Source organism: Mucilaginibacter aurantiaciroseus (assembly GCF_024055595.1).
In the GTDB taxonomy this organism is placed as follows: domain Bacteria; phylum Bacteroidota; class Bacteroidia; order Sphingobacteriales; family Sphingobacteriaceae; genus Mucilaginibacter; species Mucilaginibacter aurantiaciroseus.
In genome coordinates this window covers 1,175,636-1,197,811 of sequence record NZ_JAMXOF010000001.1, presented here as the reverse complement: position 1 = coordinate 1,197,811, position 22,176 = coordinate 1,175,636, and the positions used below count along the sequence as shown (strand labels likewise).

The following is a 22,176-nucleotide window of genomic DNA, read 5'->3' as shown; positions in this document are numbered from 1 at the left end:
TGCGGGTATTGATGGTAGTGCCGTCATCTATTTTCAAAAAGTATGGTAATTATGTTTATCCAGCAACAGGACTTCTAAAGGTGCGTGCTTTAATTTTTTAGCCAGTTGTACGCCGCCAAAGCCACCGCCAATAATGATAACGCGGGGCATAGCGCTTGTTTGTTTATCCATATGTTAGTTAACCGGCTGCAAATTAATGAATAAACAACCGCTGGGTTTATTACCTAACAGGATAAAGCGGATATGTGTTTTAACAAGGGTTATTTTTGTAGTGATCAAACAAAAAAAAGCGACAGGCGTCCCCATAACTTTTCTTAATTAACTGAGTTTAGGTTTATTATATTTTTTCGTAGAATTTGTGAAAGAAGTCGGGGTTTTTAACGCCATAAAACTTGTTATCGTTACTAATAGCTACCCAATCATCAACTGTATAATCTTTTTCGCCGGTTTTAACTTCGTGCACAAAGCGGAAAGTTACATTATCGCCCTGTTTAATGTTAGTAAACTCCGGAGCTGATGGTTTAATATTAAATTTGATGTAAAAACCGTTTGACTCCACTACTGCGCTTTTCCAGTTACCTTTAGGGTGTTTCTTTGATGTTTGTTACTAAGCCATTTGCGTAGCGCACTGTGTTAACTTCGTATAAAAATGCGCTTTTACGCAATGTATTTTTTGTTGATTGAAATATTATCTGCTCATCCTTTTTTATCAATGTCGGCTCAATAATTAATGGGAACTCTTTTGTCCACATCGCACCCGATGATTGTAATTGGATTTCATCGCCAACTTTAAACAATCCTTGGATAGATTTTGTCAATCCATATCTGTATCTAAGTGCAAATTCATCTTTGCCTTGTGTTAGTTTATACCCGGTAAAATGGTATGATTTAGCTGTGCTATCAATTATCCCTACTACTTTATAAGTAAGCAATTTCATTTGCACACGCGTGGCCAGTTCATTTTTATACCTGCTATCTGCCGATTTTGTGTAAGTCCTAAATTCTACTGCAGAACTATCATCTGCTATTTTTTGGGCGGACGTACGTTTGGTTTTTGAGCGATATCTTTTTAAAGTATCCATTAATACCGTATCCGTTTTAGTTGATGCTTTAGAAGATGATGTTTTAGCCGGGGTTTTCCTTTCCAGGTTTGCAAAGGCCAGGCAGCTTATGGCTACAACAGGTAGCACAAGCGCATAAGTTATCTTTTTCATATTTGAGGTGGGTTTGTTAAACAACATGGCTATTCGGCTTTTAAGCGGCACTTTACTAAAGCTGTGCATCAGATAACTCTGGCCCGATACCGATAATTTGAACAGCAATGTGGCGTACATGCTTTTATCGGCGGCGCCAGCGGCTATACGGTCAACCTCAAACTCGTGGTTCTCTTCTATCGACCGGATGTAGCAATAGGCGAACGGGTTAAACCATATCACAATAAGTACCAGCCTTGCAAAAAGCCTGTCTGCGCTGTGCCTCAACTTTACGTGTAGCAGTTCATGAGCGATGATTTGTTTGATCTCATGCGGCTCCAGTTCATCGTCATTGATAAATATTACGTTAAAAAATGAGCTGTTGCCAAGCGTTTTGCTGCCTCGCAAAACTTTAACGTTGCCTATCTGCATCAACTCCTTGTTTTTCATCTGCCTTGCGAAAACCAATAATGTGAACAACAGATGAACAACCGACAATAATGCAATAGCCAAATAAACGGTTTGGATGAGTTTAACCCAATCAAAACGGTGCTCAATAGCCCGTTGCGGGGTAAATTGAATTGCTTGGATGGGCTCCTCTACCAACTGCATTATATTCACAAAAACCACAGGCTGCATAATGGCAGGTGGATGCGTAGCATCTACAGGCAGGTTTATTGCCGGTATCATTAAACTTAGTAATAATGTACCCACCAAATACCAGCGGTTAAGCTTAAAAAAGGTCATCCTGCGCAGCAGCAGGAAATAAAAAACATAAAAGATACCGGTACATGCCGACACCTGTAGCAGATAAATTATGGTCTTCATCGTTTTGAGTTTTTATCGATCATGTCCTGAATTTTTTTGATATCGCTTTCCCCCAGTTTTTGCTCTTTCACCATAAAGGATAAAAGGCTGTCTACCGAGTTGTCAAAATACCCCGTAAACATCTTTTTAAAAGATGCCTTACGATAATCTACTTTGCTGATGGTTGGGAAGTATTCGTAAGTTTTGCCATAAGCTTTATAGTCTACATACCCCTTTTTCTCCAGCAGCCTAACTACCGATGATATGGTATTGTACGGCGGCTTGGGGTCATCGGGCATGGCTTCGATGATGTCTTTCACAAAAGCCTTTTTCAGTTCCCAAAGTACCTGCATTACGCGCTCTTCTGTTTTTGTTAACTCGTCCATAACCAAACTTATAACTTATATTTCAGTTATACAACTATATTTTAAGTTATATAACTTATTTATCAGTTTTTAATTCTAAGTAATTGATTTTCAAGTTAGTATTTTTAAAAAACGTGGTTCACAAAGAAAAGAAATACGAAATTCACTAAGGTTTGATTGATAGATCGGTGCTCTATGCGAAAAAACCATATGCCTTTTGTGGTTAAAAAACCTACGCCATCCCCAAAAAATAACTATAATTGCCATCGAACTTATATATAATACCCTATGCAAGCCCTGCACATCATTAAAATTGGCGGTAACGTAATAGATAACTCAGAAAACCTGCACCGTTTTCTGAAAGATTTTACTGCGCTTGAGGGTTTTAAAATACTGGTGCATGGCGGTGGCAAGGTTGCAACACAAATCTCGGAAAGTATGGGCATCGAAGCCAAACTGGTTGATGGCCGCAGGATAACCGATATTGATACCCTGCGCGTGGTTACGATGGTTTATGGCGGATTGATCAACAAAAACGTTGTGGCACAATTGCAGCGTTACGGCAATAACGCCATTGGCCTCACCGGTGCAGATGGCGACTTTATCCGAGCCAAAAGACGGCCTGTCAAAACGATAGATTATGGTTTTGCGGGCGACCTGTTCGATGGTTCTATCAATCCCAAAAATGTAAGCAAGTTGCTTGATGGCGGCTTCATACCTGTTTTTTGTGCCTTAACGCACGATGGTGAAGGCCAGCTATTAAACACAAATGCCGATACTATTGCATCTGCACTGGCGGTTGCATTATCAAAGCTGTACGAAACCACGCTTATATATTGCTTTGAGAAAAAAGGCGTATTACAGGATATTAATGATGAGGATTCGCTTATCAGGGATATAAACCCCGAGCGATACGAGAGATTGAAGAAGGAAAAGATCATCCACAGCGGGATGCTTCCCAAGCTGAATAATGCCTTTACCGCAATTTCATGCGGTGTAAAGGCGGTTATTATAGGCCACTCAGATGATTTGGGGCAGTTAAAGGAAAAAGAGGGTTTTGGTACCCGTTTAAGTAAGTAAAATGGAAACACAACAGCATATAGCCATATTAGGCAGCGGTAATATAGGGCTTGCATTAGCCAAAGGATTGGTAAAAGCAGGCATTTTTACCCCGCAGCAAATCACTCTTACTCGCCGTAATGTACCCGCGCTGTCTGCTTTGGCAGATGAAGGCTACAATGTAACCTCCAGCAATGCAGATGCTGTTACCAAAGCAGATATTGTGGTATTAGCCATTCTTCCGCAGCAATTGAATAAGTTGCTGGACGAGATAAAACCCACCACTAATCAAACCAAACATTTGTTAATTTCGGTAGTATCGGGCGTAAGCTGTCAGGATATACGGAAACAGCTGGATTTGGATGTGCAGGTAATCCGCGCGATGCCTAACACCGCTATTGCCATAGGCCAAAGCATGACTTGTATTGCTACCGATAATGCATCCCCCGCAAACGTAAGTTTAGTGCTATCCTTATTTGATACGGTTGGTGTAAGCATCCAAATCAATGAAGAATTGATGACCTCTGCCACGGCACTTTGTGCATGTGGTATAGCGTTCTTTTTGCGCTCTATCCGTGCGGCATCACAAGGCGGTACCGAAATTGGTTTCCACGCACATGATGCACTTAAAATGGCTGCGCAAACCGCTAAAGGCGCTGCCGATCTGCTATTGCAACTGTCATCACACCCCGAGCAGGAAATTGATAAGGTTACCTCGCCCAAAGGTTGTACTATTGCCGGCTTAAATGAGATGGAGCATAATGGTTTTAGCTCGGCTATGATAAAAGGTATTAAAGTATCGGCCGAGAAAGCCGGTGCACTTTACAAAAGCGAATAGTTTTATATAAAAACGTGTTTATTAAACATATCAAATTGTCCTGTGTTTTTTAACAAGAGATTTGATTGTTTAATAAGAATATGTATGCACTTAATGGTGTTGTATATTTACTAGGCTTAACAAAAAGGCGCTGCCCTTTTAGGAGAATATTGGGGCAAGGCCATCTACAAATATCTCTGGCGGGGTTATTCGTCGTCAGTTTGGGTTTTCTTCTCGGGTGGGGTTGATACGATCTCGCCAAATTCATTAACGTAGGCCATCATACCGTCTAAGTCGCCGCCGGTAGAACTTTCCTGGCGCTCTTGTTTACGTTGTGCTTTATCTTCTTTCTTTTTTGCTCTGTTTTTTTCGAGCTGCTTTTTCATGAACGTTGCCTGGGATTTAGCCATAGTTTTTATCGGGGTAAGTTAATAAAAAAAGCACCTGCTTTAAAAGCGGATGCTTCGTAGGTGTACAATATAGGTATTTGAAACGGATTTTCCTATAAATAAAATCTTTTAAGCTTTGTTTAAACTGATAGCGTGCTGTAAATCAGCTCATAATATTTCAAGCTTTTTATAGTTATTTAAGTACTATTTTATTAAAAATGCGAAACCTGCTCATTTACAATAAATAAAGGTTAGCTTTAAGAAATTCCTTATTTATACATAACCATTTTAATAAGGCATTGCCGATAGTTTTAAGCTGCATTAACTGCAGGCTCGATTATCGGATTTTGATAAACATCAAATATCTAACACCATGAGTAAAGACAGAAAAACGGTAAAGGAAGTTAAAAAACAGCCTACCGTAAACGTGAACAAAAAACAATCAGCATATCAATCAGGTAAAGGCTCGGCTTCCTCCGATTTAGGCAAAAAATAATTAAATGAGCGAACAAAGCATTGAGACACAAACAAAAATGTACCTGTATGAGCTAAATAACCTTTCGAAAGAACATGGTTTTAAAGCCGACGATAATTGGGAATTTAGCATGGCATCCAATGCCGACAGGATCAAGATACAACGTAATTTTTTTCCAACCAATGCTACTAAAATGGGCCCCGAAATATTGTTGCAGGTTTTAAATCTTGTAAAAGCAGGGCTTAAGCAATCGTACACGCGAGATGACAGCCAGGTTGACAAACGAACCATTATAGCCGATGAACTGGATTACTTGGTGGCGTTTAACCCAAAAAGGCCAAGGACATAAATCAAGCCATCATGCCGAATTTATTTCGGCATTTCACTTGCAAAGACTATACATATTCAGCCGAGATATCCTGAAACAAATTCAGGATATCTCGGGCTTTTTTACAACCTCTCCGTAGCTAAATTAGCCAGTTCGCTCCTCTCCCCTTTTTGCAGGGTAATGTGTGCGTAAAGTGGGTGCCCCTTGGCCTTGTCTATCAGATACGATAACCCGTTACTTTCGGCATCTAAATAAGGAGTGTCAATCTGGTAAATATCTCCAGTAAATACAAACTTGCTGTTTTCGCCTGCGCGGGATATAATGGTTTTTACCTCGTGAGGCGTCAAATTCTGCGCCTCATCCACTATAAAAAAAATCTTACTCAGCGTACGCCCGCGGATAAATGCCAGCGGTGTGATAGAGATCTTATCATTTGCCACCAGTTCGTCCAACTTGGCCTGTATTTTCTCATCTTCGGCAAATTGGTCTTTAATAAACTTCAGGTTATCCCATATCGGGGCCATGTAAGGGTCTATCTTTGATTTTACATCGCCGGGTAAAAAGCCTATATCTTTATTGCTAAGCGGTACAATGGGGCGCGTTACGAAGATTTGTCGGTAATGCTTACGCTGCTCCAGCGCGCTGGCAAGAGCTAACAGGGTTTTACCAGTCCCGGCGTTGCCTTGTATGGTTACCAATTTAATATCGGGGTGCAATAAAGCGTGTATGGCATAAGCTTGTTCCGCATTACGTGGGTATATGTTCAGTACGGGTTGCTCGGTTACTTTCTCCAACAATCCGCTTTGCGAATTATAGAAACTTGATGTTGAGCCATTCTTGCTATTTAATATATAAAATTGGTTGCCGGCTTTTGGGTCGATGTCTAGGTCATCAATGGGCAGGCTATCATTCTTGTTGAGTTTAGCTAAAAGTTTCTCGGTGATCTTGTTCAGCGTAGTTTTACCGTTGTAAAGTTCTTCGAGGTTTTTTACTTTACCGGTTTCGTAATCTTCGGCATAAAGGTTAAGAGATTTGGCTTTCAGCCGCAGGCAGATATCTTTTGATACCAGGATTACCTTTTTATCAGGGTTCTCGAATTGCACACCCAGTGCGGCGTTCAATATGCGATGGTCTATTTTATCCGATCCAAAAACTACCTCGGCATCGGCACTGCTATTTTTGGCATCCATAATAACCTTAAAGCTACCCTTGCTTTTGCCATTAAGCGGAATCCATTGGTTTATAAGGCGGCTTTTCGACATATCGTCAATCAGCCTTATAAAGCTGCGGGCTTCAAAGTTGCGGGTATCGTTACCGCTCTTCATATTATCCAACTCCTCTAATACCTGTATGGGTATTGCTACGTCGTGTTCCTGGAAGTTCTCAAAGGCGTTATGGTCATAAAGTATAACCGAGGTATCCAGCACAAATATTTTCTTTTTTCCGTCCGTTTTTCCTGTAGATTCCTTCATTAATGTAAAATAGGCATTTTGGTTGGTGACTTGCAGCAGATGTTGAAAATGTTATAATTGTTGGGAAAGGTATGCACACCGCCTTTTAAGCGTGGACGCCTGACTTGACTATTGGTTAATCTTCTATAGCCTTTTTGTCAAGTTCTTTTAATGTTATCATGCATTTGCTTTAACAGTTTCGGCGGGTGCCCTTCCCAGTCTTTAACTTCACCAATAATAAGAAGTGGTTTTACTGTGCGGTATGATTTGGTTGGGTTGCCGGGGATTTTTTTGTTGGTTAAATTTGGGTCGTCTTCAAAAAAAGCCGGTTGGTTGCACAATGTAAATCCTACCATGCGCCTCGCCCAGAGCAAGTTCGGCTCCCCAGGTAGTAGCATCCATGGTCGCTGCGAAGTAGACGTATTTTGCTTTGTTTTGCTTGCCATAATTTGAATTGAAGCCAGCGGAAATAATGTCTCTTTGCTTTAAATTCGCCTTAGTACCATGGAAAAATTGCTGTGCATTTAGTTCGTTTTTGATATCGGTCGATGTGTTCATTTTATCAGATTGAAATCAAAAATATAAGATATAAAGCACTAATAATGTACTTTTTACTATTTTTTTAAAGCACAATGTAATAATTATAATGGCGTTCTCATAACATCAAAGTCTCATTTATAAATCCAGCGCGGGCGATTAAGGAGTGATTATCAAGTAAAGTATGGATACTTGAGATGGCGGAAAGTAAAATCCTCTTAAAATAGGAAAACAGAAGCCTCTTCTTGCGAAATGACCCCCGTTTTTCCTGACCTCATGAATGACCATAGCCGGCATGAAGCACCAAGTTTTGTGTGAAATTAACCGACCTGCTATCCTCTTTGTTATTGCGAACGCTGATGTCTCTTTATTTTTTGCGAATGCCGATGCTTCAAATATTAACAATGATGCTGATCTTGTTTGTCTGCTTGCGGTTGGTGACGCATTCAGGTCCGTTTCGTATGTGTCCATCTTTCCTCTTGCGAGTACTGATGAATCATCTCATATACTGATGCTGATTTGGTCACTTCTCCCGAGGGGAAATCGACTCCTTCGTTATCTGTGCAACACTGCTACTTCTTTATTCGTTTAAATGCCGATATCTTTTTGTTACGCTAACGCCGATTCCTCCAAGGCCATTACTTTGTTTGCTGCTGCTCTTAGGCTTTCGCAAAACCTGTAATACCTCGTTAACCATTACCGCGGTAAATTACTTTCGTATCCTATCCCCTTCAAATGACTCAGGCACTTCCCTTATCTTTAGTTCACCTTAAGTTCACCCGATTAAGTTTTGTATTCCTGTAAGGTTGTCAAAGTACGTCGTTCTTGATAGATAATATAGGGACATGAAGCCCTTTTCGCAAATGTTTTTTATTTTTCTTATTAACACGTTTTCAACAATTATTTAAGGTTTATCCACATGGCTTTGGCATTATCATATAGTAATTTACGCCACCAACTGTAAGGTTATAAACATCGCCCTTTACACACATGTATCAGCTAAATTCTCACATCTATCTAAATAAAAAATGCTTAAAATGTATAATTTTAGATTTTTTCCGTCAAATGCTTCCAGTATCTTTTGGGTATATGGCGTACATGTAACTTGGTGTTTTTGCGGGATGGGATGTTTACGCTGGTAAAATAGTTCTTCCAAAGATGCTGGTAAATCTCCTCATCCTCAGTAAAGGCGGCAACCACATCGCCGGGCTTACTTTCGTTAGCAAAATCGAGCGAGATATATTCGCAGTTATGCAGGTTGTAATAAATACCATACTTACGTTTAATATCATATATGATCCATTTCTGATCGGCATAACGGCTTTTAAAATGGCGGATAAGCAAGGGCAGCACATTAAAGTCTGGCTCTACTGCGGCATAAAAAAGACCATCCTTCAATTTCTGAAAACGGACAAAGGCCTCCATCCTATGTTTTTCGCGCCTTACCATACGTACTACTTCTGATACGCGTAATACAAATTTATTCCCGTAATCTTCCTCAATATTTTGCCTGGCATCAAAAGCATAGCGGATGTACCCCAATAAATTATTATCCTCACCGTCCATCTCCGCCAAATGCGCTGAGTAAAGGCGCTGTAACCCCATCGACGAGATCTTTTGCTTTAAACCTTTCAACACCCGGTTGGCGCGGCCATTATCAGTTATTACATTCAGCTTATCTTCAAAGAGGGCATTGCTATCCAACCGCGTCTTTTGCAAATTAACGCGGTCCAGCTTACGGTCATAAACCTCAAAAACCGAGGTAAGCAAACCTTCAAAAGTGCCGTCGTAAACTAAAGTAGTCATCATTAAAAAAGGCTTAACTGTACTTGGGTATTCTTTAAATATTTGCTTTGCGATGTTGCCAATATAAATTGCTTAATATTACTTCCCGTTAAATCCCTCCGTTCAAATTCATTGCTATTACAGGTAACAAAATACTTGGCGCGGTTTAGGGCTACCCCCATTTTCTTCAACTGATCCCAATTCAGCTTGCCAAACATGCGTGCCTTCACAATTTTTTGTGCCGATAATAAGCCAATGCCCGGCACCCGCAAGATCATCTGCAGATCGGCTTTATTGATATTTACTGGAAATGCCTGCATATTACGGATGGCCCAGCTCAATTTTGGGTCGATGTCCAGGTCTAAATTTGGCTGGCTGTCATTTACAATCTCATTCACTTTAAAACCGTAGAAACGCATCAGCCAGTCGGCCTGGTAAAGGCGATTCTCGCGCACCATAGGCACGCTGGTATTTAAAGCAGGCAAACGGCTATCGGCCAATACCGGCACATAACCAGAATAATAAACCCGCCTTAAGTTAAAATTTTTATAAAAGTAATTGGCAGAATGTAGCACTTCGTTATCATTTTCTGGCGTGGCGCCAATAATTACCTGTGTACTTTGCCCGGCGGGTGCAAATATGGGCGCTTTTTTAAACAGTTTCTTTTCTTCCGTTCGCTGGATGATGGCATTCCTTATGTAGCCCATTGGTTTGATCATATCCGCCTGGTTCTTGTCTGGCGCTAAAAGTTTGAGGCCTGCTTCTGTTGGCATTTCCAGGTTAACGCTTAGGCGGTCGGCATACAGGCCCGCTTCATTCATCAGTTCATCACTGGCACCGGGAATAGATTTGAGATGAATATAGCCATTGAACTTATGCTCTGTGCGGAGTTTTTTAGCGATTCGGACAAGGCGTTCCATTGTGTAGTCGGCATCTTTAAAAATCCCTGAGCTGAGGAACAAGCCCTCGATATAGTTGCGGCGGTAAAAGTTAATGGTGAGATCCACAACCTCTTGCACAGTAAAAGCAGCCCGCTGGATATCATTATTCTTACGCGATACACAATAAGCACAATCAAAAATGCAATGATTGGTAAGCAGGATTTTTAGTAACGACACACAACGACCGTCCTCGGTGTAAGAGTGACAAATGCCATTACTGGCGTTCCCTAATCCTTTATTTTCATTTTTACGCTTGCTGCCGCTGCTTGCGCACGATACATCGTACTTTGCCGCATCTGCCAATATGTTTAACTTTTCCGTTATCCTGTCTACATTCATATCATTTCAAAAATACTAATATAATTAGTAAATTATGTGCCGATATAAAATTATATTTAGATGTTTTTGGAATAAAAATTTAATAATCTGGTACAGCTATTGCTTTGTATACTTTATGAATAAGGTAACAGATAAAGAAAAACAGGAACACGAAGAGATTTATAAGGAATTTAATAAAACGGTAAATATGACAGTCCCCACATTAGAAAAATGGCTTATAACGGAAGAATCGAAAAAAGTTGGCTTTGATAGCGGAGACGGCGAATCTATTGGACATAAATCAGGTAAACATATTATTAAAATTTTAAAGAAGAAGAAAAACGACTTAACGGATGCTGATTATAAACATATGCAAAAAGTACACGGTTATATTGCCCGTCATATGGCACAAAAGCCAAAAGAGCCAAAAGGTTCCAATTGGGATTATTCGTTGAAAAATTGGGGGCATGATTATTTGAAGTAAATCGGATGACTTACTATCTTAATGAATAAGTTATCAACTTATGCCTGATATCAACCCAAGCTTTTGCCAGCACCTGCAAGCCATTAAAGAAGTAAAATTAAGCGATGACCACGTCTGCGAAGAGTGCGTTAAACAAGGTGCCAAGTGGTTTCACCTGCCAAACCTGCGGCGTTACCCTGTAATGCGACCAAAGCGATGAGCAACATATGACCAAACACTATCATGCCGGGCATCATCCGGTAATAGCATCGGCCCAACCTGGCGAGCGCTGGCTTTGGTGTTACCCTGACGAGCAATTTGCGGATTATTAATTAAAAAAGGTTTTATTTAGCGAAATACATTTAATAGCTGTGGCATTTCGACCAAAGATACTTCGTTCGAAAGATTGTATAAAAAGCGTTTTGTTACAGGAATATTTTGTGCTTAATCTATCTGGCCTTTAAGTGCCTGTTCCAGCGTGTAAACTTTATAGGTGATACCCATGCGTTTCGCATTTTCCTCGGCTGTATCCGGGAAACCGGCTTCTTTGCGGCGTTGATTAACATTGGCCGGGGCTATCACAGGCCATATAAAGAATGTCCACCTGGGTTTACTTATTTCTTTATTTACTATATTCATTCCTTTTGCCTGTGTCCCCCAAATTTGCTCCTTATTATTATACATCAGCGAACGGTCTTTCATCATGGCGTAAAGGCGAAACGGCAATTGCTTTTCTTTAGCGGCATTTTCAATTAGGGAAAGATATTTATCTATTATGGTAGAATGCTGCAACACAAAAAAAGCAGCTTCGTTGGTGGGTTCGCCAACTAAAGTTTTACCGGGATAGCCATATTGTTTAATAATGGCCTCCACCCTTCGTACATTTGATGAATCTGCCTCAGTTTGCAGTTTCCAAATATGATTAGTTAAATCTGTTTTATTAACGCCATAAAGTTTAGTAAGCGAATCAACCTTATTGCTATTTAACTTAATAGAAATAAGCTCCCGGTAATGCTGATCCAGCACATACATGCTGTCTAGTTCGTGCTTTAAGGGTAAGTTTATTTTAGTTTGCGCCTGCGCAAAAGCAAAGGCACAAATAAAAAGCAGTATGGTGGTTATACGTTTCATTTGTACCGATTATTTAAACTTATATCACCTCGTTAATGCTCATTTCCCTAATTTCTTTAGAAACATTAGGGCGGCCATTTTTGAATGCTTTACGCGGGGTTAAGCCTAACAGCTGGAACATCGCCATATCCTCGTCAAATGATGGATTTGGCGTGGTTAACAGTTTCTCGCCGGCGAAGATAGAGTTGGCGCCTGCCATAAAACACATGGCCTGCTCCACAGTGCTCATTTTGGTACGGCCTGCAGAAAGCCTTACAACGGTTTTAGGCATAATGATACGGGTTGTGGCTATCATCCTTACCATATCCCAAACAGATACGCGTGGCTGATCTGCCAATGGAGTACCTTGTACCGGTACCAAAGCATTGATCGGTACAGATTCGGGGTGCTTTGGCATATTTGATAATGTTTTCAGCATCGAGATCCGGTCTTGCGCGGTTTCGCCCAGGCCAATGATACCGCCGCTACAAACCGAGATTTTTGCTTTACGCACATGGTCTAAGGTTTGTAAGCGTTCATCATAAGTACGGGTGGTGATGATCCGCTTGTAATCTTCTTCAGACGTATCTAAGTTGTGATTGTAAGCGTAAAGGCCTGCATCGGCCAAGCGTTGCGCCTGGCTCTCGGTAAGCATGCCCAGTGTACAGCAAACTTCCATATCCAGTTCGTTCACGGCTTTCACCATGTCAATCACCTTATCAAAATCGCGGTTATCGCGTACCTCGCGCCATGCAGCACCCATACAAAGCCTTGAAGCGCCGCCGTTTTTCGCTTTTTGCGCTACCGCGATTACTTCTTCTTTAGGCATAATGGCATGTACATCCACACCGGTGTTGTAACGTGCTGCTTGCGGGCAGTATGCGCAATCTTCGGGGCAACCGCCTGTTTTTATAGAGATAAGCGAGCTTATCTGCACCTCTGCATAATCCTTATTCTCGCGGTGGATGGTTCCTGCGCGAAAGATCAGGTCGAGCAAGGGTGAGTGGTATATTTTTGAAATTTCTTCCTGTGTCCAGTTGTATCTAACTTCGGTCATATTCGTATTCGTTTTGATGGGTCAAAATTATAATAAAAGTTGGCTTGCAAGCCACAAAGGCAGCAAAAATCCAATACAGTCGGTAAATGTGGTGATGATGATAGATGATGCCACTGCCGGGTCTATCCCTACCCTTTTAAGTATCAGCGGTATGCCCGCGCCTGTTAAACCGGCTACAATTAAATTACCGGTCATAGCCAAAAATAATACTACACCCAACATTGGGTTTTTATCATAAAAAATAGCGAACGCCAACACAATAAGGCCGTTAGCCGCGCCATTTATTAAGCCTACCGAAAGTTCTTTTATAACCGTACTATACGTTTGCCTGTCGGTTAGGTCACTTAAAGAAATACGTCTAACGGTTACAGCAAGCGCCTGGGTAGCGGCATTACCACCCATACCGCCAATAATAGTTACATAAGCTACAATAATGGGCAGTTCTTCTTGTACATGGGTAAACTGCCTAATTACAGATGCAGCCAAAAAAGCGGTGCCAAGGTTAATGATGAGCCATGGCAAACGGCTTTTTACCGCGTCCTGCCAGTTACCGCTCAATTCTTCATCTTCAGACACACCCGATATTTTCAGGATATCCTCGGTATTCTCGGCCTCCATAACGTCGATGATATCATCCACCGTAATGCGGCCGAGCAGCTTCATATTATCGTCAACAACGGGGATGGTGGTCAGATTATATTGCGAGATCAATTTGGCAACCTCTTCCTGGTCAAGCTCGGCTTTTACGTAAACGTAATCCGTTTGCACCAGGTCGCGTACTTTGGCCTCGCCGCGGGCTTTTATAATGTCTTTAATAGAAACAATGCCCTGCAAGATCTTAGTATCATTCACCACGTAAATTGTGTAAAACTCCTCCATCTCTTCGCTTTGGCGGATGATCTCGTCCAGCGCTTCTTTTTTATCCAGGTTGATGTTTACGCAAATCACCTGCGAGTTCATCAAACCACCGGCGGTGTCTTCGTCGTAATTTAATAGCGCGCGGATGCTGGTGGCATCTTCGTGGTCAATATCCTCTAAAATTTCCTGCTGGTCTTCCTTGTCAAGCTGGGAGATAATGTCCGTCGCAACGTCATAGTCCATTTCCTCTACGATCTCGGTACGCTTCCCGGGGTGCAGGCCTATCAACAGCTCTTCCGGGTGGTCTTCCTCGTTCATCTCAGAGATTACCTCGGTAGCTATCTCGGTAGAAAGAAGATTGATGATGCGTTCCTTGGCTTCCTGCGGCAAACGCTCAAACAAGATAGCAATCTCCGAAGAGTGGTACTCTTTCAGAACCGCCTGTAATTGAGCATCGTCGCCCTCAAGAGCAATTTTGATGCGGAGCAGGTCAGTTTTATTTATTTCAAAAGATTGCATGTGCAGGCAAAATAAGCAATTTTAGTGAGAAGGAGAACCGGCATTTATAGGATATTTTCGATTAAAAGGATTTTGATTTGCTTATCCACTATAATTATAAACCGCCTTCACCCCGCTTACTTTATTCAGCTTGCCCATAATCTGTTCAACCTGGGTTTTGCGGATAGATAATTTTATCCGGCAGTTCAATTCAGATACCTGCCCCAGGACCTGTAGTTGTTCATCTTTTATAATGCGCATTACATCGTTCATCTGCACATAATCGAAGGTAATGGTGTAAATGTCGTTAACGGTTTTTTCGATAATCTCAGCCACATCCAGCACCATTTCGGTAGCGGTTTTGTAGGCATTGATGAGGCCGGGTACACCCAATAAAGTGCCACCAAAATAGCGGACAACCACCACCAGCACATTAGTGATATTGCGCGATAATAGGATATTAAGTATCGGCTTCCCTGCTGTACCAGATGGTTCGCCATCATCGTTAACACGGAACACAGAGCGGTCGATCCCTAACCTGATTGCCCAGCAATGGTGGTTTGCTTTTGGGTGCTCCGCCTTTAGCTTGGCAATGATGGGTTTGATATCACTATCTGAGGTAACCGGGTAAACATACGCCAGAAACTTGCTCCCTCGATCACGGAAGATATTTTCGGTAGGTGCGATAATGGTTTTGTAGGTATCGTCGAACAGCACGCGTTAGTTATTTGAAAGGGTTATTACAACAATGGCTACAACGGCTAAGGCTACGCCTATCTTATTAAGAACGCTTAAGCGCTCGTTAAATACAACCAGACCTACAAGGGTACCTAATGCTATAACACCAATATTCATGGCCGAAAATACGGTTGAGGGTGTGCCGGATAATTCCTTGTGCGCTTTTAAGTAAAATAAAATATTACCAAAGTTTGCCACACCCAGCAACCATCCAAAACCAATGTGCGGCCAGGAAAATTTGGTTTGTTTAATAAATATCCTGATACCAAGGATAATAAGCGCTATCACAAACGACAAAATATAGATCACAAAAAGCGAACTGGTATAAGGCACGGCTGTAAAAGCGGCCACCTGTTTAAACAGGATATCAATAATGCCTATGCCGAAGAATACGATAAGCAGATACATCCACGCGTTAGAAACCACCTTGCGGTTGGCTGTTTTCTTTTGCCATGGTATAGAACATAATATGGCTATGAAACCAATAATTAACCCCATAACTTTCAACGTATTCAGCTTATCGCCAAACAGCAGGAATGAAGCCAGCAACGGGATAAACAGCGACAACCGTTGCGCAACATCCGTACGTACAATACCCGCAACCCTTACCGATACTGCCATCACCATAAAAATTATCGGCAACAAAAACCCCACAGCCAAATAAATACTTATTGGTGCATTTTGCAGACTGGGTACGGTGGGTTTAAAAAAGAACCAGGTTAGCAATATGGCCATGCTATAGTTCCACGTAATGGCTTGGAAAACGTCTATCTGGTAGCGTTTAGCCAGTTTCAGCATAACGGAAACAATTACGCTGCAGCAAATACTTAAAAAAACGTATAACATTTTTTTTATAAATTAGGTAGGTGTATTTGTAATGATCTGTAAGTTATCGGCACCGATAGTTTGTTCGGAAATTTTAATGCCGGTAACCATAGGTGCTTTAATGCCGGTTTGTAATACAGATGCGCCTGTAAAAATACGTGCTTCGTCCCATAAACCCGCATCAATAAACGAGTTTAATGTATGCGCGCCACCCTCAATTATCACCGATTGGATATCCTGTAGGTATAATTGGAACAAAATATACTGCGGCACATAACGGTCAAAGTCTTCCAGAGCGATGTATTTATTTTTTCCGTCTTTATCAAACTTCACCTCGTTAAATATTAATGTTTCAACCGATTTGTCAAATACGTTCAACGTATTACTTAACTCTAACCTGCGGTCTATCACCAAACGTTTAGGCGACTTGCCTTCCGCGTAGCGAACATTAAGTTGCGGGTTATCCGCCAGTACTGTGTTCTTACCAACAAGTATGGCATCCTCTTCGACGCGCCATTGGTGAACTAGTTTGCGGCTTTCGAGGCCGGTTATCCAGTGCTGGCTACCATCTGTGGTGGCAAAAAAGCCATCAACTGTTTGCGCCCACTTCAGGATAATGTAAGGCCTTTGCTTTTGTACCTTGGTAAAAAAGCGGCGGTTTAGCCATTGGCATTCTTTTTCTAAAACACCAACTATAACGGATACACCTGCCGCCTGCAACTTTTCGATACCTTTTCCATCTACCTTTGCAAATGGGTCGCGGCAGCCAACTACTACATTGGGGATGCGGTGTTTAATGATAAGATCGGCACAGGGCGGTGTTTTGCCATAGTGCGCGCAAGGCTCTAAAGAAACATAAATGGTGCTTTGCTGCAACAGATCAGCATGGTTACTATACTTGTCTGTCAACATTTTAACGGCATTTACCTCGGCATGGGCTTCGCCATATTTTTGGTGGTAGCCCTCGCCTATTATTTTGCCATCGCATACTATTACAGCGCCAACCATAGGGTTCGGACTAACCGAGCCTGAGCCCAAAGCGGCCAGTTCAAGGCAGCGCTGCATATAAATATCATGTAATGCCATTGTGCAAAAGTAGGTTTTATGTTACTTTGTTGCATGAAAACTATTAAGGATGTATTTCTTTCCTTTCAGCAGGTTTTAAATCAGGTTTATGATGACCGTGAAATACAGTCGGTTGCATTATTAGTAATGGAAGAAATTACCGGTATGTCCCGCGCAAAAATAAAGGCATTCCCGGAGGATAATATTCCCAGTGAAGCTGCTGAAAAGATCCAAAGCATTCTTGATGAGCTTAAAACCAGTAAACCGGTACAGTATATTTTAGGAAGTACGGAATTTTACGGACTGAACTTTTTAGTGACCCCTGCTACGCTAATACCAAGGCCGGAGACAGAGGAGTTGGTGGAATGGGTTCTTGAAAGTCAAAAGTTAAAAGTTAAAAGTCAAAAGTCGGTTTCGATATTAGATATTGGTACGGGCAGTGGTTGTATTGCCATCAGTATTGCAAAGAACCTACCCGGCGCGTTGGTGACTGCTTTAGATATTTCTGTTGATGCTTTGCATACGGCTAAGCAAAATGCAGTGATCAATGAAGTTGAGGTGGATTTTGTTCATGATGATATTCTCCATACAAAATTCGAAATTAAAAATTCGATATTCGATATTATTATCTCTAACCCCCCATACGTTACGCTGGAAGATAAACTTCAAATGCACCAAAACGTAACCGGCTTTGAACCTCACAAGGCGTTGTTTGTACCTGAGCATGACCCACTGATATTCTACAAAGCTATAACTGATTTCGCGATTAGAGGGCTGTCGGATGGCGGCCAACTTTTCTTTGAGATAAATGAAAATTTCAGTAAAAAAATTATTGAGTTACTATCTCGTAAAAAATTCATTAACATTGAGTTACGTAAAGACATGAGTGGCAGGGATAGGATGGTAAAAGCTGAAAAAAGCTAAATCTACTACCCGCTGCATTGCGATTGCGAAGCAATCTCTTTAGGACAATTATACAACTCGCATGGAGTGGCTTAAAGAGATTGCTTTGTCGCTACGCTACTCGCAATGAAGCGTGGAGTAGATTGGATTGTTAATTCCTTGGATGAAATTCAATGATTGTACTCTTTAAATATTCCCTGTCCAGGTGAGTATAAATCTCCGTGGTAGTGATACTCTCGTGTCCAAGCATTTCCTGCACGGCACGCAAATCGGCCCCGCCTTCAACTAAATGCGTGGCAAATGAATGGCGAAAGGTATGCGGACTAATGCTTTTTTTGATGCCCGTCAACTCCGCCAGTTGTTTTATCAGCAAAAAAACATAAACTCGGCTAAGCCTTTTACCGCGGCGGTTTAAAAATACGAGGTCCTCCTCTCCTTTTTGGATGGGCGTATGCACACGAATCTGCCCGATCCATATATTCAGCGCTTTTATGGCTTCGCCACCTATAGGCACTAATCGTTCCTTACTGCCCTTACCGGTCACTCTTATAAATTCTACGTCGGGGTCGAGGTACAGGTTGGAGAGGCGTAGCTCTGTCAACTCAGATACGCGTAGGCCACAGCCGTATAAAACCTCTAGTATGGCTTTATTACGGCCGCCTTCGGGTTTGGAAAGGTCAATAGCAGCTATCATTTTGTTGATCTCATGGATGCTGAGCGTATCGGGCAGTTTACGGGTTATCTTAGGGGTTTCTAATAACTCCGATGGATCACTGGCTATAAGATCGTCCATCAACAGATACTTATAAAAGGCTTTAATGCCAGAGAGGATGCGCGATTGCGTAGACGGAATCACCCCTAACCCGTTTACCCAATTGATGAAATTACGAAGATCGGTAAGGGTGAATTTGATGGGCGATGGCTTCGCAGGTAGGCTATCGGCGTACTGGTATAGCTTCTCTAGGTCGCGGGTATAGGCCTCAATGGAGTTGGCCGCAAGCGAGCGTTCCAGTTTCAGATAAGTTTTAAAACCTTTTATTACCCGTGGCCAGTCCAATTGATTTTAATTTTAATGTTTTATACCTAAGTTTGAACAAATGAATATACAAATTATAAACGGACCAAATTTAAACCTGCTTGGCGTACGCGAAAAATCCATATACGGCAGCAGCGATTTTGAAAGCTACCTGGCCGAATTGCAAAAACATTTTACAAACATCACCATTAATTATTACCAAAGTAATGTTGAGGGCGAAATTATAAATAAACTGCACGAAGTTGGCTTTACATGCGATGGAATCGTGCTTAACGCGGGCGCCTACACTCATACGTCTGTTGCCATTGCCGATGCTATTGCGGCCATAAGATCGCCAACAATCGAAGTGCACATTTCTAACGTATATAAGCGTGAAGAGTTTAGGCACCACTCTATGCTGGCCGCAAGCTGCAAAGGTGTTATTGCTGGGTTTGGCATGCATTCATACAGGTTGGCTATTGAGAGTTTGCTGCTGAAATACTAAGCTTGTTACTCAAAATTCTAAATACTAAAACCTATCTAAATGAAAGGTTAAAATGTCAAATCGATAAGGAGAAAATCCGAAATCGAAATTCCGAAATCAAAATGAATAAAGTATTCAAAATAATTTCCGTTTTTCTACTCCTGTTTACTTTGTACATGGCGAATGCATCGGCGCAAGGCCACCGCAAGCCTCAAACCGTGCGCGATTCGCTCCGCAGGGCTATTCTGCGCCGCGATTCGATGATGCGGACGTTCAAAAAATCTGATACCTCTATCAATAACCTGCTACAAAAGGTAGAGTATTACACCGCATCCTTTAACTCTATAAAAACCAGCCTGTCGCGCAATATCGATACGGTCGAGGTCAGCCAAAAGCTACCCGCTTTCGAGAAACGCATCGGTCTCATTAAAAACCTGATAGACGATGATCAAAGCAGCACCCTGCGCTATTTGTACGCTATTCGCGATATCCTAACCCGCAGCGATGACCAGCTGGACTTGTGGCAGGATAAACTCGCCGATATCAACACCAAACTAGTACAAAATCAAAACGAACTGGCCTCAATGGATAAGGATTCGACCCTTAAAATTGTACCTGCCGATAGTAGTTTATTAACCAGCTTTCTCATCCAGAAGATAGCGATAGAAAGCAAGCATAAACATCTGGATACTACCAATAAAAAACTACTTCTTAAAGTTGGCTTGTTACAAAATAGGATTTCGTCGGTGTATATTTCCCTGCTTGATCTGAAAGACCAGATAGACATCAAGATCCGCGAGTTTAGCATCCAGGCCCTAAGCGACGAGAATAACAGCATTTGGGAATTGGACAGGAATACCCAAAGCACCTTTAAAACAGCGCTTACCAAAACGGTGAGCATGAACACCAAATTGCTAACGTTTTTCCTGGGCCGCGATCCGCTGATCCATTTAAGTGGCTTTTTAATCCTGATATTGTTTTTTGTATGGATCTACAACAACCGCCGCAAAGTTTTAAAGATAAAAGAAACTCCGCAGGGGGTGTTTAGCCAGGCAAAATATGTAACCTTATACCCTATCGCTTCAGCAATTGTAATTGCCTTCGCCATTGTGCCTAACTTTTATGACCATCCGCCGGTGGTGGTGTTAGAATTGTTTTTTGTGGTGCTGATAAGCGCTGTTTTGTACCTTGTTAAAAAAACCTGCCCGCAAGAGTTGTTCAAATACCTGCGCATCATGTATTGCCTGGTTATTGTTTACAGCTTTAGCAACCTGTTTGTAGAAGTATCAAACACCGATAGGGTTATTGTGCTGATACTATCGGCTATCACTGCGGTAGTTAACTATTACTTCTTACAAAAAGCAAGCAAAGCCCCTGAGGAATTCTTGCCGCATACTAAAAATATTGTCAAAGTATTTATTGGGTTGCAGGTTATCTCGTTCCTGTTTAATGTGTTTGGGCGGGTTACCTTAGCCAAAATTATTGGGGTAACCAGCATTTATAACCTTTGGCTTGCTTTGGGGATGTATTACTTAGTGCAGATAATTATGCAGAGCCTTTTCCTGCAATTAGAGGCCAATAAAAACAGCAACGGGTTAAGTTCGTTCATTGATTTTAAGATGCTGCAGAATAAGTTCAGAAGCATATTAACCATTTTGGCTAGCGTACTTTGGCTGATCATGCTGTTTCAGAACCTGAGCGTGGAAGACGCGGTGTTTAACTGGTTGGGGAAATTCCTGACGGAAAGCCGCAGCATTGGCGGTACCAATACCAGTTTTACCTTTCAGAGTATTATCATATTTATAGCAGTGATATGGTTATCGTCCGTAGCCGCAAGGATCATCAGCTACCTGTACGAGGTTGCAGGTAAACATGCCAATGATATGGATATGCTGAAAAAGAAGAACCGTACATCTACCCTGCTTATTAAGCTGGGTGTATTTTCCGTAGGCTTTTTATTGGCGATAACCGCTTCGGGCTTCCCGTTGGATAAGATCACCATCATCATCAGTGCCTTTGGTATTGGTATCGGCTTTGGCTTGCAAAACATTGTAAACAACCTGGTGTCGGGTTTGATACTGGCCTTTGAGAAACCTATCCAGATAGGAGATATTATTGAGGTGGATAACCGTAGTGGTACTATCATGGAGATTGGCATCCGTTCCAGCAAAATAGCTACCAGCGATGGCGCTGAAGTTATTATTCCTAACGGCGACCTGATATCGCACCACGTTATCAATTGGACACTGAGTAATAATAACCGCCGTATCGAACTGGTTATTGGTGTGTCCTATGGTTCGGATATTGAAAGGGTCAAAGGCATCTTAACTGACCTGCTTTGCAACCGCGAAGAGATAATGGACAACCCTGCCCCGTTGATATTTGTACATAACCTGACCGAAAATTCAGTCGATTTCAGGTTGTTGTTTTGGGCGGCTGATATCAATACCTGGTTATCGCTTAAAAGCCAGGTGTTAACGGATATCTATGCCACGTTCGACATAGAAGGCATCAAAATCCCATTCCCACAACGCGATCTTCATTTAAGATTGACAACCGGACAGGAAGAACTCTTTAAAAAGAAGAAGAAAAAAGCGGTTATCGAAGAACCAACTGAACCGCTTGCTGATACTGCCGATACCGATCTGCCGGATGCAGGCACAGGACTTATTGCGCCGGATCAGTAGGGTTAGCG

At 41.8% G+C, this 22,176-nt stretch carries 25 protein-coding genes and 1 pseudogene; 10 read left to right on the top strand and 16 right to left on the bottom strand.

The window, feature by feature from the left end; genetic code table 11:
* Positions 1-33: 33 nt before the first annotated feature.
* The 4 genes from NAF17_RS05550 to NAF17_RS05535 form a co-directional block, all read right to left on the bottom strand.
* The gene (locus NAF17_RS05550) at positions 34-171 is read right to left on the bottom strand and encodes an FAD-dependent oxidoreductase (RefSeq protein WP_252756985.1); all 138 of its coding nucleotides are present in this window, start codon (positions 169-171) and stop codon (positions 34-36) included.
* Between the two features lie 166 nt (positions 172-337).
* Positions 338-559: a hypothetical protein gene (locus tag NAF17_RS05545; RefSeq protein WP_252756984.1), complete on the bottom strand. Its 222-nt coding sequence runs from the start codon at positions 557-559 to the stop codon at positions 338-340.
* 22 nt (positions 560-581) lie between these two features.
* The gene (locus NAF17_RS05540) at positions 582-2,021 is read right to left on the bottom strand and encodes a M56 family metallopeptidase (protein ID WP_252756983.1); all 1,440 of its coding nucleotides are present in this window, start codon (positions 2,019-2,021) and stop codon (positions 582-584) included.
* Positions 2,018-2,386 carry a BlaI/MecI/CopY family transcriptional regulator gene (locus NAF17_RS05535; RefSeq protein ID WP_252756982.1) on the bottom strand — a complete coding sequence of 123 codons (369 nt, stop codon included), beginning with the start codon at positions 2,384-2,386 and terminating at the stop codon, positions 2,018-2,020. Before NAF17_RS05535 ends, NAF17_RS05540 begins: the two co-directional genes overlap by 4 nt.
* Positions 2,387-2,653: 267 nt before the next feature.
* Here NAF17_RS05535 and argB point away from each other — a divergent pair, with 267 nt between their 5' ends.
* Together argB and proC are read left to right on the top strand one after the other, a co-directional pair.
* The gene (gene argB, locus NAF17_RS05530) at positions 2,654-3,445 is read left to right on the top strand and encodes an acetylglutamate kinase (RefSeq protein ID WP_252756981.1); all 792 of its coding nucleotides are present in this window, start codon (positions 2,654-2,656) and stop codon (positions 3,443-3,445) included.
* 1 nt (position 3,446) lies between these two features.
* Entirely contained in the window at positions 3,447-4,262 is an 816-nt protein-coding gene (gene proC, locus NAF17_RS05525; protein ID WP_252756980.1) for a pyrroline-5-carboxylate reductase, read from the top strand.
* 185 nt (positions 4,263-4,447) lie between these two features.
* Here proC and NAF17_RS05520 read toward each other — a convergent pair whose 3' ends face one another.
* Positions 4,448-4,651 (bottom strand): hypothetical protein, encoded by a 204-nt coding sequence (locus NAF17_RS05520; RefSeq protein ID WP_252756979.1) that lies wholly within the window; start codon positions 4,649-4,651, stop codon positions 4,448-4,450.
* A 352-nt stretch (positions 4,652-5,003) separates the two neighbouring features.
* Between NAF17_RS05520 and NAF17_RS18070 the strand changes: the two genes are divergently transcribed.
* Both NAF17_RS18070 and NAF17_RS05515 read left to right on the top strand, forming a co-directional pair.
* Positions 5,004-5,126 (top strand): hypothetical protein, encoded by a 123-nt coding sequence (locus NAF17_RS18070; RefSeq protein WP_256474428.1) that lies wholly within the window; start codon positions 5,004-5,006, stop codon positions 5,124-5,126.
* 4 nt (positions 5,127-5,130) lie between these two features.
* Positions 5,131-5,454, top strand: a complete 324-nt coding sequence (locus NAF17_RS05515) for a hypothetical protein (RefSeq protein WP_252756978.1) — start codon at positions 5,131-5,133, stop codon at positions 5,452-5,454.
* Positions 5,455-5,555: 101 nt separating this feature from the next.
* On the opposite strand, the gene NAF17_RS05510 is transcribed toward NAF17_RS05515, so the two are convergent.
* The 4 genes and pseudogenes from NAF17_RS05510 to NAF17_RS05490 all read right to left on the bottom strand — a co-directional run bounded on the left by NAF17_RS05510 (position 5,556) and on the right by NAF17_RS05490 (position 10,486).
* Positions 5,556-6,905, bottom strand: coding sequence for a PhoH family protein (locus NAF17_RS05510; protein WP_252756977.1), 1,350 nt, complete (start codon positions 6,903-6,905; stop codon positions 5,556-5,558).
* 137 nt (positions 6,906-7,042) lie between these two features.
* Positions 7,043-7,442 (bottom strand): annotated as a pseudogene (gene arr, locus NAF17_RS18185) (NAD(+)--rifampin ADP-ribosyltransferase).
* Positions 7,443-8,468: 1,026 nt separating this feature from the next.
* Positions 8,469-9,230, bottom strand: a complete 762-nt coding sequence (locus NAF17_RS05495; RefSeq protein ID WP_252756974.1) for a TIGR03915 family putative DNA repair protein — start codon at positions 9,228-9,230, stop codon at positions 8,469-8,471.
* Positions 9,230-10,486, bottom strand: coding sequence for a putative DNA modification/repair radical SAM protein (locus NAF17_RS05490; protein WP_252756973.1), 1,257 nt, complete (start codon positions 10,484-10,486; stop codon positions 9,230-9,232). The genes NAF17_RS05495 and NAF17_RS05490 overlap by 1 nt, the downstream gene beginning before the upstream one ends.
* Positions 10,487-10,601: 115 nt before the next feature.
* On the opposite strand from NAF17_RS05490, the gene NAF17_RS05485 reads away from it, so the two are divergent.
* The 3 genes from NAF17_RS05485 to NAF17_RS05475 are packed head-to-tail and all read left to right on the top strand — an operon-like array spanning position 10,602 to position 11,260.
* Positions 10,602-10,949 carry a DUF3140 domain-containing protein gene (locus NAF17_RS05485; RefSeq protein ID WP_252756972.1) on the top strand — a complete coding sequence of 116 codons (348 nt, stop codon included), beginning with the start codon at positions 10,602-10,604 and terminating at the stop codon, positions 10,947-10,949.
* A 40-nt stretch (positions 10,950-10,989) separates the two neighbouring features.
* On the top strand, positions 10,990-11,148 hold the full coding sequence (locus tag NAF17_RS05480; RefSeq protein ID WP_252756971.1) for a hypothetical protein: 159 nt from the start codon (positions 10,990-10,992) through the stop codon (positions 11,146-11,148).
* A 7-nt stretch (positions 11,149-11,155) separates the two neighbouring features.
* Positions 11,156-11,260: a hypothetical protein gene (locus NAF17_RS05475; protein ID WP_252756970.1), complete on the top strand. Its 105-nt coding sequence runs from the start codon at positions 11,156-11,158 to the stop codon at positions 11,258-11,260.
* A gap of 112 nt (positions 11,261-11,372) precedes the next feature.
* On the opposite strand, the gene NAF17_RS05470 is transcribed toward NAF17_RS05475, so the two are convergent.
* From NAF17_RS05470 to ribD, 6 genes are all read right to left on the bottom strand, one after another.
* The gene (locus NAF17_RS05470; RefSeq protein ID WP_252756969.1) at positions 11,373-12,059 is read right to left on the bottom strand and encodes a DUF6624 domain-containing protein; all 687 of its coding nucleotides are present in this window, start codon (positions 12,057-12,059) and stop codon (positions 11,373-11,375) included.
* 19 nt (positions 12,060-12,078) lie between these two features.
* Positions 12,079-13,095: a biotin synthase BioB gene (bioB, locus tag NAF17_RS05465; RefSeq protein WP_252756968.1), complete on the bottom strand. Its 1,017-nt coding sequence runs from the start codon at positions 13,093-13,095 to the stop codon at positions 12,079-12,081.
* Between the two features lie 27 nt (positions 13,096-13,122).
* Positions 13,123-14,472 carry a magnesium transporter gene (mgtE, locus tag NAF17_RS05460; protein WP_252756967.1) on the bottom strand — a complete coding sequence of 450 codons (1,350 nt, stop codon included), beginning with the start codon at positions 14,470-14,472 and terminating at the stop codon, positions 13,123-13,125.
* An 81-nt stretch (positions 14,473-14,553) separates the two neighbouring features.
* A complete protein-coding gene (locus NAF17_RS05455; RefSeq protein ID WP_252756966.1) occupies positions 14,554-15,168 on the bottom strand; it encodes an IMPACT family protein in 615 nt (204 codons plus the stop codon).
* A gap of 3 nt (positions 15,169-15,171) precedes the next feature.
* Entirely contained in the window at positions 15,172-16,035 is an 864-nt protein-coding gene (locus NAF17_RS05450) for an EamA family transporter (RefSeq protein WP_252756965.1), read from the bottom strand.
* A 12-nt stretch (positions 16,036-16,047) separates the two neighbouring features.
* Entirely contained in the window at positions 16,048-17,100 is a 1,053-nt protein-coding gene (gene ribD, locus NAF17_RS05445) for a bifunctional diaminohydroxyphosphoribosylaminopyrimidine deaminase/5-amino-6-(5-phosphoribosylamino)uracil reductase RibD (RefSeq protein ID WP_252756964.1), read from the bottom strand.
* 33 nt (positions 17,101-17,133) lie between these two features.
* Here ribD and prmC point away from each other — a divergent pair, with 33 nt between their 5' ends.
* Complete coding sequence (gene prmC / locus NAF17_RS05440; protein WP_252756963.1) at positions 17,134-18,003, top strand: peptide chain release factor N(5)-glutamine methyltransferase; 870 nt, start codon at positions 17,134-17,136, stop codon at positions 18,001-18,003.
* Positions 18,004-18,133: 130 nt separating this feature from the next.
* Here the strand turns inward: prmC and NAF17_RS05435 are convergent, their stop codons facing one another.
* The gene (locus tag NAF17_RS05435) at positions 18,134-19,039 is read right to left on the bottom strand and encodes a site-specific tyrosine recombinase (protein WP_252756962.1); all 906 of its coding nucleotides are present in this window, start codon (positions 19,037-19,039) and stop codon (positions 18,134-18,136) included.
* A 40-nt stretch (positions 19,040-19,079) separates the two neighbouring features.
* Between NAF17_RS05435 and aroQ the strand changes: the two genes are divergently transcribed.
* Together aroQ and NAF17_RS05425 are read left to right on the top strand one after the other, a co-directional pair.
* Positions 19,080-19,502 carry a type II 3-dehydroquinate dehydratase gene (aroQ, locus tag NAF17_RS05430; RefSeq protein ID WP_252756961.1) on the top strand — a complete coding sequence of 141 codons (423 nt, stop codon included), beginning with the start codon at positions 19,080-19,082 and terminating at the stop codon, positions 19,500-19,502.
* Between the two features lie 101 nt (positions 19,503-19,603).
* A complete protein-coding gene (locus tag NAF17_RS05425) occupies positions 19,604-22,168 on the top strand; it encodes a mechanosensitive ion channel family protein (protein ID WP_252756960.1) in 2,565 nt (854 codons plus the stop codon).
* Positions 22,169-22,176 lie beyond the last annotated feature (8 nt).

Excerpts from the sequence above, each read along its gene's own strand:
- NAF17_RS05550 (WP_252756985.1), bottom strand. The coding sequence starts at position 171 with ATGGATAAACAAACAAGCGCTATGCCCCGCGTTATCATTATTGGCGGT.
- NAF17_RS05540 (WP_252756983.1), bottom strand. The coding sequence starts at position 2,021 with ATGAAGACCATAATTTATCTGCTACAGGTGTCGGCATGTACCGGTATC.
- NAF17_RS05535 (WP_252756982.1), bottom strand. The coding sequence starts at position 2,386 with ATGGACGAGTTAACAAAAACAGAAGAGCGCGTAATGCAGGTACTTTGG.
- argB (WP_252756981.1), top strand. The coding sequence starts at position 2,654 with ATGCAAGCCCTGCACATCATTAAAATTGGCGGTAACGTAATAGATAAC.
- proC (WP_252756980.1), top strand. The coding sequence starts at position 3,447 with ATGGAAACACAACAGCATATAGCCATATTAGGCAGCGGTAATATAGGG.
- NAF17_RS05520 (WP_252756979.1), bottom strand. The coding sequence starts at position 4,651 with ATGGCTAAATCCCAGGCAACGTTCATGAAAAAGCAGCTCGAAAAAAAC.
- NAF17_RS18070 (WP_256474428.1), top strand. The coding sequence starts at position 5,004 with ATGAGTAAAGACAGAAAAACGGTAAAGGAAGTTAAAAAACAGCCTACC.
- NAF17_RS05515 (WP_252756978.1), top strand. The coding sequence starts at position 5,131 with ATGAGCGAACAAAGCATTGAGACACAAACAAAAATGTACCTGTATGAG.
- NAF17_RS05510 (WP_252756977.1), bottom strand. The coding sequence starts at position 6,905 with ATGAAGGAATCTACAGGAAAAACGGACGGAAAAAAGAAAATATTTGTG.
- NAF17_RS05495 (WP_252756974.1), bottom strand. The coding sequence starts at position 9,230 with ATGATGACTACTTTAGTTTACGACGGCACTTTTGAAGGTTTGCTTACC.
- NAF17_RS05490 (WP_252756973.1), bottom strand. The coding sequence starts at position 10,486 with ATGAATGTAGACAGGATAACGGAAAAGTTAAACATATTGGCAGATGCG.
- NAF17_RS05485 (WP_252756972.1), top strand. The coding sequence starts at position 10,602 with ATGAATAAGGTAACAGATAAAGAAAAACAGGAACACGAAGAGATTTAT.
- NAF17_RS05480 (WP_252756971.1), top strand. The coding sequence starts at position 10,990 with ATGCCTGATATCAACCCAAGCTTTTGCCAGCACCTGCAAGCCATTAAA.
- NAF17_RS05475 (WP_252756970.1), top strand. The coding sequence starts at position 11,156 with ATGACCAAACACTATCATGCCGGGCATCATCCGGTAATAGCATCGGCC.
- NAF17_RS05470 (WP_252756969.1), bottom strand. The coding sequence starts at position 12,059 with ATGAAACGTATAACCACCATACTGCTTTTTATTTGTGCCTTTGCTTTT.
- bioB (WP_252756968.1), bottom strand. The coding sequence starts at position 13,095 with ATGACCGAAGTTAGATACAACTGGACACAGGAAGAAATTTCAAAAATA.
- mgtE (WP_252756967.1), bottom strand. The coding sequence starts at position 14,472 with ATGCAATCTTTTGAAATAAATAAAACTGACCTGCTCCGCATCAAAATT.
- NAF17_RS05450 (WP_252756965.1), bottom strand. The coding sequence starts at position 16,035 with ATGTTATACGTTTTTTTAAGTATTTGCTGCAGCGTAATTGTTTCCGTT.
- ribD (WP_252756964.1), bottom strand. The coding sequence starts at position 17,100 with ATGGCATTACATGATATTTATATGCAGCGCTGCCTTGAACTGGCCGCT.
- prmC (WP_252756963.1), top strand. The coding sequence starts at position 17,134 with ATGAAAACTATTAAGGATGTATTTCTTTCCTTTCAGCAGGTTTTAAAT.
- aroQ (WP_252756961.1), top strand. The coding sequence starts at position 19,080 with ATGAATATACAAATTATAAACGGACCAAATTTAAACCTGCTTGGCGTA.
- NAF17_RS05425 (WP_252756960.1), top strand. The coding sequence starts at position 19,604 with ATGAATAAAGTATTCAAAATAATTTCCGTTTTTCTACTCCTGTTTACT.